Annotated in this window: 7 protein-coding genes and 1 tRNA gene; 1 reads left to right on the forward strand and 7 read right to left on the reverse strand. The window is 51.1% G+C overall.

The features are described 5' to 3' along the window. Window positions 1–37: 37 nt before the first annotated feature. Genes ACYVUV_RS06420 through ACYVUV_RS06435 form a run of 4 tightly spaced genes read right to left on the reverse strand, consistent with a single transcriptional unit; the run spans window position 38 to window position 8,233 of the window. Window positions 38–1,933: a hypothetical protein gene (locus ACYVUV_RS06420; RefSeq protein WP_439775494.1), complete on the reverse strand. Its 1,896-nt coding sequence runs from the start codon at window positions 1,931–1,933 to the stop codon at window positions 38–40. Beyond that, on the reverse strand, window positions 1,920–3,764 hold the full coding sequence (locus tag ACYVUV_RS06425; RefSeq protein WP_439775493.1) for a glycosyltransferase: 1,845 nt from the start codon (window positions 3,762–3,764) through the stop codon (window positions 1,920–1,922). Before ACYVUV_RS06425 ends, ACYVUV_RS06420 begins: the two co-directional genes overlap by 14 nt. An 18-nt stretch (window positions 3,765–3,782) precedes the next feature. Next, a complete protein-coding gene (locus ACYVUV_RS06430) occupies window positions 3,783–5,087 on the reverse strand; it encodes a nucleotide sugar dehydrogenase (RefSeq protein ID WP_484499192.1) in 1,305 nt (434 codons plus the stop codon). A 23-nt stretch (window positions 5,088–5,110) separates the two neighbouring features. Beyond that, the gene (locus ACYVUV_RS06435; RefSeq protein ID WP_484499193.1) at window positions 5,111–8,233 is read right to left on the reverse strand and encodes a polysaccharide deacetylase family protein; all 3,123 of its coding nucleotides are present in this window, start codon (window positions 8,231–8,233) and stop codon (window positions 5,111–5,113) included. Between the two features lie 278 nt (window positions 8,234–8,511). Between ACYVUV_RS06435 and ACYVUV_RS06440 the strand changes: the two genes are divergently transcribed. Further along, entirely contained in the window at window positions 8,512–9,132 is a 621-nt protein-coding gene (locus ACYVUV_RS06440) for a DUF3862 domain-containing protein (protein ID WP_439774824.1), read from the forward strand. Window positions 9,133–9,288: 156 nt separating this feature from the next. On the opposite strand, the gene ACYVUV_RS06445 is transcribed toward ACYVUV_RS06440, so the two are convergent. From ACYVUV_RS06445 to fabI, 3 genes are all read right to left on the reverse strand, one after another. Next, window positions 9,289–9,372: transfer RNA gene (locus tag ACYVUV_RS06445), tRNA-Leu, on the reverse strand. 54 nt (window positions 9,373–9,426) lie between these two features. Further along, a complete protein-coding gene (locus ACYVUV_RS06450) occupies window positions 9,427–10,092 on the reverse strand; it encodes a biotin--[acetyl-CoA-carboxylase] ligase (RefSeq protein ID WP_439774823.1) in 666 nt (221 codons plus the stop codon). A 9-nt stretch (window positions 10,093–10,101) separates the two neighbouring features. Next, window positions 10,102–10,866: an enoyl-ACP reductase FabI gene (gene fabI, locus ACYVUV_RS06455; protein ID WP_439774822.1), complete on the reverse strand. Its 765-nt coding sequence runs from the start codon at window positions 10,864–10,866 to the stop codon at window positions 10,102–10,104. Window positions 10,867–10,872 lie beyond the last annotated feature (6 nt).

Consider the following 10,872-nt stretch of genomic DNA (forward strand, 5'->3'; position numbering starts at 1 on the left):
GCTCAATCCTTGCAGTTATGCAGGATTGAGCTTTTTCTTACAAATTGACAATGAACCAGTCAACCACCTTATTCCAGAAGAGATTCCACTTATCTGAGACCAGTTCCCAGCCGTGCAGGCGGTTGTCGTAATAGACCTTTTCCCCGTCCGGGCTGGTGATGACAAGGTCCTTGAAGGCCCCGTCATAAACATCATCCGCGATGTTGCGCTGGCTTTGGCCAAAGCCACCAAAAGCACTTTCCAAAGCTACCCCGCCGGCTGCCTGCGCCTTGATCTGCCGCTGGCAGAGCTTTTTGCCATTAACCGTTAAAGTCAGGCTGCTCCCCTTAACAATCAGTTCAGCTTTGACGTCACCTGGATCCTGGATCTGGATTTCCGGCACGTACTCTTTCGCCCCCTCTTTAACGCTCTTGGCCTTCTGCCGCTTCTTTTTAAAAGCCTTGAGCTTGTATAAAGAAGCCGTGGTGCTGTTTTGGGCAAAGCGGCCGCGGACATTCAGTTCTGAGCTTAAAGCTGCCCGCTTGTCTTCGGGCACGGAAACCGGTTTATCATCCTCCAGCTTGAACATGTCAACCTTGTACAGGGTCTTGATTTCCCCGTCCTGCTTTTGCCGCAGGTAGAGAATATTGTTTTCTAAAGACAGTGACAGGTAGCTGGAAAAATTGTGCTTGCCTGAAGCTGTCCCCTGGGTTTTCAAATAGACCGTCTGCTGACCGATCTTGTTGCCCAAAAATTCGCAGTTCAGCTTGCAGTCACCAATTTTTGCCTTTTTCAAAGTCAAAAGACCGTTGCTTTCCGATTCTGAAGTCAAGGCAATCAAATTCTGCTTGAATTCCGCCGCTCCCTTGACAAGCTGCCACTTCTTATAGCGGCGCTGGCTGCCCTTGACGAACTTGATCCGCTTCTGCTCTTTGGCTGGCAGGTCGTCTTTAATCCGCATCAAAAGGTGGTTGGTATACCACCAGGCTTGGGGCTCAAGACGCGTCAGGTCATAGGGCGAGGACTTCCGGGTATTATAGGAAAAGCCTTCCCGGTTGACGTTCAGCTTGAACATTTTTTCCAGACTGGCCGCGTTGGCGCTTGAAACATTGGCGTTATCCCCGTAGCGGCTGGTATTGGAGTGCATGATGCAGTAAAGATCCGGCACTTCTCCCACCTGCTCTTTATAAATCCGGTCCATCAGCTGGTAGTCACGCTTGATCCGCTTACGCATCTCTTTGGTTGTCTCTACCGGCATCCCGTCCTTGTCTCTGATATAGTCCATCAGATAGTGGTTGTAATTCCGGCCGATATACTGGTTGATCTCGACAAACTCCCTTGAGTCCAGCTGGCCCAAAAAACGGTGATAGCGGTCATAACAGTTGATATAAGACAGGCGGTAGCCGTTGGTCCCCAGTTCCCAGAAGCCTTCTTTTTGCAGCTTCTGCAAGTCCTTGGCGGAGATGAATTTCTGGTCATCACGCTGAAACTTTTCCGCGTAGGTTAAAATCGTCGCCTTGTAGTTCAATTTTTCCAGCAATTTTTCCGTAAAAAGAACCGTATCCTTTCTCCCGTCTTCAAACAAGAGAAAAAGGGCTTTTTTAGGCAGGGGCTTGCCCCGGTAATAATAGTCTTCCACGTCTTTTTGGCTGATTGTCACATATCCCAGCCGCTTTAAAGCTGTCAGCTCTTCTTCCAGTCTTTTTAAGGAAATCAAGCTGTCGCTGCCTTCCCGGTCAACCCCAAAGTAGGCCAGGGAAATAAAGCCATGGTCCTGCCCGTCAACAACTTCAGGATCATTTTTGCTATAGGGCTGGTAGCTTTTGAAAACGAAAAGGGCCTTGACCACCATGACCGCTAAAACAATCAAGCTGATCCATTCCAAAATTGATCTGACTAATTTGACCACATCCTTCTTGGTCTGCAGCCAGGGCCGGCGCTTATTCTTTTTCATTTGCACCACCCTCCATCTTCGCTTGCCGCTTTAGCTTCCGCTGGTCCTTTTTCTTCTCAGCCGCCACATCACTTGGCGTCTGCCGGGTCCCCCAAGTCGACTTCCAGAAGGTAACCCAGGCAATCGGCATCTGCCAGAGCAAGACCAGCTCGTAATAAATGCAGAAGAGGAAGCCAAAGGTCCAGGTCGTGCTCTTTCTCAAGAAGAGCTGGGCAAAAGACATCATCAAGCTCATCAATAGAAGGCCGACCAAAAATGTCCGCGGGAAAATATGCTGGGTCAATGGCACGTAAATCAAGTTATAAACCACCACGACCGGGGCCATGATCGGCACGATCAAGCCAATATAGAAGTTGATGGCCGCGTAAGGCTCCTTGCGCCACATAAAACGGCCGGCCATCAAAGATTCTCTCAGCCAGGACCGCTTCCAGCGCATCTGCTGCTTTAAAAAGACCCGGTGCTCGCGGGGAACGATCGTCGAGCAGACAGCCGTATCCTGGTAGCAGCAGCGGTGGTGGTTAAGAATAAAGTTGGTCATGGCCCGGTCATCGCCAAAAGTAGCCTTGTGGCCCAAGAAGCGCTGGTTGATCCAGCGGTCCTTGTACTTCATCACGAGTTCGCGCCGGTAGCAGGACAAAGGACCACTCAAGCAGGTTACCGAGTCAAAGACTCCTTCAGCTGCCTTCATGATCCGGAAGGCAATGTAGTAGCGGACCGACTGCATTTCGGTCAAGGCATTGGTGTAAGTATTAGCCACGTCACATCTGCCCGCGCAGCCGCCCATCTTCGGGTCCTGAAAGGGCTGGACTATATTGCGGACGGCATCTGGTTCTAAAAAGGAGTCAGAGTCGACAAACATGACCAGGTCAGTGTCAGTCTGCTCCACCCCCCGGACCAGGGCCGCCCTTTTGCCAGCGTTTTTCTCCTGGACGAAAAGCTTCACCCGGTCATTTACCCGGTAACGGTCCCCTTCCTTGTCGTTCAGCCTCTCTAGCAGCTCATGAATTTTAGCCACTGACTGGTCACTTGAACAGTCGTCAACGACATAGACCTTCAGCTTGTCGACCGGATAGGCCTGGTCCAGGCAGGACAAAATCGTCCGCTGAATCCATTTTTCTTCATTAAAACAAGGAATCACGATCGTCACCGAGGGGGTAAAGTCGGGATTGATCGGGACCGGCCGGTAGAGGCTGCCAAAAAGGTAACGAGTCAGCAAAAAAGCAGCCGCGATCAAGGAATAGCTGTACAAGATCGCGTTGTATTTGAAGTAGATGACTGATTCTGCCCGCATCAAAACCACGCAAAGGCTGACAAAAGCCAGGAGGATTGCCGCGCAAAGCAATAAATAGCGGTCCTTATGCCGGTCCATGTAGCTGGGCAGGGTCTGGGAAAATTCAATCCCCACTGCCTGGCTGGAGTCGACGCCGCGGACGACTTGCCCGCTGATCCTAAAGCGCATTTCGTGGCCTTCCGGCATGCTGCCGGCCGGGACCTTGAAGTTGAGGTGGACGTTTTTCGCCTCTTTTAAGAGGTCATAGTCGTCTTCTACCGCCAGAAGCATCCCCGTATCCGAAATATCCCGGCACTCCCCGGTCACCTTAAAAGGCCGGCCCTTGCTCTCCGCCTTGACTTTAACTGGGAAACGGCTGATATAGCGGACCCCTAAGGCATGTTCTTTTATCAGGGTCGTCAAGTCTTCATCATTAGTATACTTGCCCCGGCGGTCAAGATTGGTCCGCTGGCCCAGGGGGTCAGGAACGTGCGGCAATAGACGCCGGTCGCTTTTTTCTTTTAAGAGGACTTCCTCCTCTTTTTCTTGGCCCTTAGCCATCTTGCTCACCCCAATTCCTTACAGGCGCCAGTAAGTCAGCCCCAGCGCCTCTTCTTCTTCAGCAGGATACAGGCCCTTGACGTCAACCAGGACCCGGTCCTTATTTGCCAGCTCTTTTTTGTAAAAACTATTCAGATCCAGCTTTTTAAACTCGTCATGAGCCACGGCAATGACCAGACCGTCCAAATCCTTCATCTCGCTCATATCCGTCAAATCGATCCCATACTTTTGCTTGATGTCCCGGGGACTTGCATGCGGATCTGCCACCAAAACCTGGACTCCGTATTCTTCCAAGCCCTTGACGATATCAGCTGCCTTACTGTTTCTGGCGTCAGCTACGTTTTCTTTAAAAGTGATCCCCAGAAGGCCAACCCGGGCTCCCTTGACCGGCCGGCCAGTCAAGGCCAGCAATTTGATGGTTTTTTCGACCAAAAAGCCCGCCACCCGGTTGTTGATCTCCCGGCTCATCCGCAGGAGACTGGCATCGGCATTATATCTTTCTGCCTGCTGGATCAAATAGTAGGGGTCCACCCCAATGCAGTGGCCGCCGACCAGGCCCGGCTGAAAGCCCAGGGCATTCCACTTGCTGTTCATCCCCTTGAGGACTTCCTGGGTATCCAGGCCCAATTTGTCAAAAATCGCCGTGCATTCATTCATAAAGGCAATATTGACATCTCTTTGGCTGTTTTCCGTCACCTTGATAGCTTCCGCTGCCTTAATTGAGGAAACCGGCACCGTCTCTTCGATGACCAGGTCATAGACTTCCTTGACCGTTTGGCAGGTCTCCTGGTCCATGCCGGAAACGATCTTTTTGATATTGGTCAGGTGGTGCTGGCGGTCACCAGGGTTGATTCTTTCCGGCGAATAGGCGATTTTAAAATCTTGACAAATTTTCATGCCGCTGGCTTTTTCCAAAATCGGCCCGCAAAAGTCTTCCGTCATGCCCGGATACACAGTTGATTCATAAACAACGACTGCTCCTTTTTGCAAATTTCGGCCAACTGCTTGACTGGCCCCCTTTAAAGGACGGAGGTCGGGCTCATTGTCCTCGTAAACCGGGGTTGGGACCGCGATGATCACAAAATCGGCTTCTTTGATCCGCTTTTCATCGCTGGTAAAGTCGATCCCGCTTTGGCTGACGTCGCCCATTGAATGGGTCGGGTCTGCCCCCTTCCGGTAAGCCATAAGCTTATCCTCATTAATGTCAAAGCCGATCACCGGCACTTTTTTGGCAAATTCCACCGCCAGCGGCAGGCCGACGTAACCCAGGCCCACCACGCAGAGCTTGCCCTGTCCTTTGGTCAGTTTGTCAAAAATCCTCATTATTCCAAGTCCCTCTCTTTTCTCTAATTGCTTTCCTTCGCTCTTTGCCGGGAATAAGCTGCCGTATACTGGTCAACCCGGGCAAAGCTGTAGCCCGCTTTTTTCCAGATGGGAATCATGATGTCCAAAACCTGGGCGGTATACTTGGCATTTTCCAGCATGTGCATGACGATCACGCTGCCGTTTGTCACCTGGTAGTCATTGTCATCCTTGCCCGACCCGTATTTCAGGTCATGCAAGTACTTCTGGAAGCTGGTCTGCTCATAGTCATTGGTTGAAACGTCGCCGGAAACCGCGTACTGGAAGCCCACGTCAAAGACCGCCTCCAGGCCCTTTTTGGAAACTTCCAGAGTTGGCGGCCGGAAGTCCAGGGACAGGGCCTTTTTCCCGGCAACTTGGACGTTACCGGCATACTTGTTCAGTTTCTGGTAAGACTGAGCCAGGTCTTTGCGCATGGCCGCGGTCTCCTTAACAGTTAGGTTATGATAAGCCCCGTTATTACTGGTTGCCAGGGGCCAGTGCGAGTTGGAGTGGCTGGCGATTTCATGACCATCAGCCGCGATTGCCCGCAGCAAGTTGGGATTTTTGTCCACGTTTTCGGTCAAGACGAAGAAGGTTGCCTTGACATGATGCTTTTTCAACACATACAGGATCTTATTGATGGATTCGTCGCTACCCCAGTCGTCAAAAGTCAAAAAGATAACGCGGTCGTTTGTCAAACGGCCAACTTGATCCAGGCGGTTAGTTTCCCAGTAGTCAAAGCCCGGCATCTTGACCGGGGAGGTGACGAAATTGCTGCCAACATAATGCTGCTCCAGATAAGCAAACTCCCGCCAATAAGGCTTGAGCTTGGTCAAATTCCGCTTGCCGGCTTCTACCAACTTGCTCTTTTTGTCGTTAAAGCTGTAGCAGGCTTTAGAAGCCTTAAGCTGGCTGACCGTTTTCAATTTGTAGCGGCTGGCAGCTTCTATCTTTTTGCCCCGGGGATGATAGGCAATGGCATCCAACTTGTCTTTAAGCAGGTCTTGCACCATCTGCCCCATGACGGTTTTCTCACCCTTTTGCCGGACCTGGTCCGCCTCATAATAGCCCAGGTTGATTCCTTCAATTGCCCCCCGGTTAAAACGGAGCTTGGCAACTTCCTGCCGGTTTTTAGCCAGGCTGGAAAAAGTGCTGTCCTGACTCTTAGCCTTGATCAAGGCCTGCTTGGGGGCAATGGCCGTCAGCTTTGCGGCCTTGATAGCTTCTAAGACTCCGGCCTTGGACTTTTTGCCGGAAACGACCACTAATTTTGGCTGGTAATTAAAGCGCCATTGGCAATATTCGAGGCAATTGTGCAAGTACTGGCTGGCTCCCTTGAAAGTAGCTGGAAAAGCCTTGCTCTCCTGGTAAACCAGGGCCAATTCATGCCCCTCTTTTAAAAGCTGCTCAATAGTCAAGCTTTCATCTTGGAGCTCACCAAAAGAAGCCGCGAAAGTCGCTGACCCGCCCCGGTCCTTGACGATTTGCCCCACTTCCTGATCAACCGCTGAGTGGCTGAGATTGGTCAAAAGCAAAGACAGGGCCGGCTCAGTCGTCAGCACTTGCGTAAGCGGCTGATCTTTTTGCCCTTGGTTCTCCTTGCGCATTTTAGCTATTTCCTGCTGGCTGAGGGCCTTGATAGCAGGATTTTTGACTAAGCTGGCCAGGGTCGTGAAAGAGTAGCCAGCCTTCTTGCCCTGCTTGGCAAAAGCTGCCATTTTGCCTGCTTCCCCTGCCTTGAAAAAGATATAGCGGCCGGGTTTCAGCTCTTTAGCTGAATTTTGAGCAACCGGAGTGAGGTCGGTCTGCCAGCAGGCCCGTCTGACGGCGCTGCTTTCGTCGCTCTTTTTCAAAACATAAGCTGCTGGCTTGGAAGTTTTCGCGAGTCGCTCTTGCCCATTTTTCAAAGTCTGATAAGCCGTCCAATTATTTGTTAAAGCAGTCTGGCTGGCCAGCTGCAGGTCATAGCCGGCTTCCTTGATCTGCTTAATCAATGCATCTTGCGTTTTTTCATCGCTTAAAAAAGTTGCCGGGATTCCTGCTTTAACCAATACTTTTTTAAACTTCCGGTAGCTGCTCTCCTGATGCAGCGGCCCAATCACTAAGGCCACTTTTTTCTTATTGGTCAAAGAATAGCGGTAAAGCGTGGCTTGCTGGTCATCGTCAGCCAGCTGGGCCTTGATATAGCTGGAGGACTTAACCGGCTTGAGGCTGCTTAAAGGCTGGCAGGGAATTTTTTCTTCTTTTAAGTCTTGCAAAAGCAGGCGGACGACCTGGTCGATTTCCAGCTCCTTCTTGCTTTTCTTCTGCTGGTCAGCCAGCTGGGCCTGCTTGTCCAGGGCCGGTTTAGCGACCTTGACAGCTGGCTCCTGGTGGACAGGCCCCTTTAAGCCGGCCAGGTTGACCACGATGATCCGCTGGCCGGACAATTGCTGGACATAGTTCTTGACTTGACTTTCCTTGGTAAAAGTCTGCCGGTCAAGCAAGTCAGAATTTTCCGGGCAAACCAGGGCCTCGTAGCCGCAAGTAGCAGCCGCCTTGGCCAAGTAGTCAGCTTTGCCAGGCAAATAGAGCAGCTTGATCTCTTGCCTGCTTTCAGCTTCCAGACTCTTTTTGGCCAGTTGCAGTTTGGGCAGCAAGACTTCGGCTGCCTGGCTGCCTTCTGTTCCCATAATGCCACTGCCGATCAGCTGCTGGCGGCTTTTTACCAGGTCTTTGATCATCACGTCGTTTTCCCGGGCCCGGGCGGCTGGCAGGGCAAAAGCGGCCGAAACACCAGCTTTTTTGAGGTAATCCAGAATTTTTTCATTTGTTTCCTGGCTGTCGGTTAAACCGGCAAAGACCAAAACAGCGGACCGCTTCTTCGCGGCAGTTTGGCTGGTAAGAAGGTCAGCGGGCTGAGCCGCCTCATATTTTGCCAGCAGCTTGGCTGAAGCCTTCCCGCTCTTCAGCTCTTTTGTGCCGTCAACTTTCACGTCCACCTGCCGACTGAGGCGGGCTACTTGCACGGCCCGGTAGGTCAGCCAGCCGGCTAAGACCACTGCTATAGCAATAACGATGGTTACGATTCCCCAGCCGGTCTTGTCCAGCTTTCTCTTGGTCTTTTTCCTTGCTTCCTTGCGCATTTTTCAATCCCCCATTTTATTTTTTGAAAAAATTGCAATCGCTTCAGTCATTCTTATTAGTTAATCGCACTTCTATATATTATTCTAATCCATATTGTATTATGTATACAGCGCTAACAAGGGTAATATCATTTTTGTTTAAAATAGATTTATTTCTTTTGGGTTATCAAAAGTCCTATTTAATCTGTTTAAGAATTATTTGCCGGCGTGGACAAGGGAGCCTTTACTGTCTAAAATAAAAGGGATGAAAATCCAAGAACGAAAAGACGGAGGGTGTCATGAAAAAGAAAGTTCTCTTGATTGCCTTTGCTGCCCTGGCTCTAACTGCCTGCTCCAGCAAAAAGACCACGACTGACAGCGAAAGCGCCAAGAAGGCAGCGAGCTCAATTTCCAGTTCCAATGTAGTCAAGCAGACCAGCAACAAGATCAATCTCACTAATTACAAGAAGATCAAGGTGGTTGAAAAGACCGGGTCCACCCCCAGCCAGGTAACTGACCTCCTGGGCCGGGAAGCTGACGCCAAGAGCAAGGCCAACACCAGCAAGCTGAAGGCCACCATTTACACTTGGGAAGGGGTCCAAAACGGCAGTGCCGGCTCCAACCTGGCCGTTGAATTCGCCAACGGGGTGGCGATCGCCAAGCAGATTTCCGGCCTTGTAGTCAACCGGTCCAAAAAGATTACGCCAAAAGACTACAAGTCTCTCAAGAAGGGGATGACCCAAGAAGAAGTCGAAGCCATTGTCGGCAAGCCTAACGGCTACTCAGAATCTGACTATTCCAATTCTGACGTGGTCCTCTGGCTCTACACCAGTGGCCTCAAGAGCGACGGGCAAGCCAACTTCTACGTTACCTTCCAGAAAAACAAGCTGGTCGCCAAAAAAGCCCAGAACTTTAACTAAAGCAAAAGAGCTCCCGAATACCGGGAGCTCTTTTTGGACCTAAAAAATAAAATAGAGATAGAAAGTATGGAGTAGAAGTAAGGAATAAAAGATAAAGTACAAATTGAAAAGGAAAACAGAAAACAAAAAAGCAAGCATTCCTGCTTGCTTAAGTCATGCCCACTAAAGGAGTCGAACCTTCACTCTGTTGCCAGAACAGCGACCTGAACGCTGCGCGTCTGCCAATTCCGCCAAGTGGGCTTTCCGATGACAATATTTATAATAGCAAAAGTTTTCGGAAAAGGGAAGGGCTTTTTACAAAAAACTTGTCTTAATTACTTCCCCGCTGGACCAGGCACTGACCTTTCCGCTTTTTTCCAGCAAGAGCCGGCCCTGGTCGTCAAAGCCGGCGCAAATGCCGGAGATGGTCCGCCCAGCGATTTTCAAAGTAACCACCCGGCCAGGCAAGATGCTCAATTCCCGGTAGCGAGGCAGAAAATCCTGCCGGCGGCCTGCCCGGCAAATGACACAGGCCAAATCATCTGCCAAAAGCGGATCAAAATCCCCCGCGGCCAAGAGGCGGCCGGCCTGGGGCAGATTGGCCGGAAGTTCCGAGCCCAAGTTAAGGCCCAGACCGACTACTATCCCGCCTGCCACCTGCTCAGTCAGAATGCCGCCAACTTTTTTCTCCTGGAAATAGAGATCATTGGGCCACTTAAGGCCGATTTCCAGTCCATACCTGGCCCGTAAAAAATCGGCTGCTGCCGTCCCCACCGCCAGGGTCAGCAAGGGATTCTCTTGCTTTTCCAGACAAACTGACAGATAAAGGCCATTTTTAGGCGAATAAAAGACTCGCCCCTGTTTGCCATAGCCTTTCGTCTGTTCAATTGCACTAACGGCAAAAGGCGGCTTTTTCTTTTTGAGCAGCTCCTTGGCTAAATCCTGCGTAGAAGGCAAGACTGGATAGCTGTATATCTCCATCACTGCCTCCTAGGACAGGTGAACGCCCTTGTCAACATAGATGATGTCGCCAGTCAGGCCGCTGGACAGGTCGCTGAGCAAGAAGGCACAGCAGTTGCCCAGTTCTTCCAGGCTCACATTGACCCCGTCAACCGTCAAGGACCGGGACTGTTCCAAGAGTTCCTTGTGCCCGCCAATCCCCGTTACGGCCAAAGTCTTCATGGCCCCAGCAGAAATCGCGTTGACCCGGCTGCCAGTCTTGCCCAGGTCCCGGGCCAGGTAGCGGACGGAACTTTCCAAAGCCGCCTTGGCAATCCCCATCGTATTGTAGTTGGTAATGGCTCTTTCCGATCCGATAAAGGTCAAGGTAACGATTGAAGCTTTAGGGGCCAAAAGTTCCTTTTCCTGGGCGGCCTTGGCCACGGCAATCAAGGAATAGCTGGAAATGTTTTGAGCAGTCAGGTAGCCCTCCCGGCTGGAATTAAGGATGGACCCTTCCAGTTCGTTTTTCGGGGCAAAAGCCACCGCGTGGACCAAGCCGTCGATCTGGCCAAACTTTTCTTTCACTTGGTCAAAAGCCGCGTCAATGCTCTCATCGCTGGCCACATCGCATTCAACCAATTTGTCTGCCGCTATCCCCAGCTTGAGCAGGCTCTTTTCCAGGCGGTCATTTTGGTAGCTATAGACCACTTCCCCGCCCTGGGCCTTGATCTGCTCAGCGCAGCCCCAGGCAATGGACCGCTTGTTGGCCACGCCCATTACCAAAAACTTTTTTCCAGCTAAAATTCCTGCCATCTTCTT

It is taken from the genome of Lactobacillus sp. WILCCON 0149, from assembly GCF_057197965.1.